At 60.4% G+C, this 510-nt stretch carries 1 protein-coding gene; it reads left to right on the top strand.

What is annotated here, in order from left to right; genetic code table 11:
• Positions 1–510, top strand: a 510-nt coding sequence (locus NZU74_20890) for an ATP-binding protein (protein ID MCS6883778.1), incomplete at both ends; no start/stop codon positions are given.

The following is a 510-nucleotide window of genomic DNA, read 5'->3' as shown; positions in this document are numbered from 1 at the left end:
GGCGACACGCGATGCTGCGCCGCAGGTCACGGCCCTGTTGCAGGGCCGTCTCTGGCGCGCTGCGAGATGGTCCGACGAATTCCGCAAGGCCAGCGTGAAAAACGCCAGTAACATTCAGGAGCTCTTCCAGTGCGAGGCGCCGGTGCAGTTTATTATCGAGCGGTTCACCAGACGCTGGCGCCAGGTTCATGCGGCGGACACGGACACAACCCCGGTTTTGCACCTTGTTGAGAGCCGGTTTGAGGAGCTGGTTCGCAAGGTCGAGTTCGCTTTTCACCCCGACGAAGCCGGTCAGGAGCGCGCTTCGGCAGATCTCAGCGACGGTCAACGTTCGCTCTTCCATATTGCGCTGACCGCTGCGACGCTGGAAATCGAACAGGATGTGTTCGCGCACGCTGCTAGTGACGCAGCCTTCGACCACGCGAAACTGCGACGGACGCATCTGACCTTTCTGGCAATCGAGGAGCCTGAAAATAGTCTCTCCCCCTTCTTTCTCTCGCGCATCGTCGA

This window comes from Chloroflexaceae bacterium, from assembly GCA_025057155.1.
In the GTDB taxonomy this organism is placed as follows: Bacteria; Chloroflexota; Chloroflexia; order Chloroflexales; family Chloroflexaceae; genus JACAEO01.
Note: the sequence above shows the minus strand (reverse complement) of the source record. Positions and strands in the feature narration are given on the sequence as shown.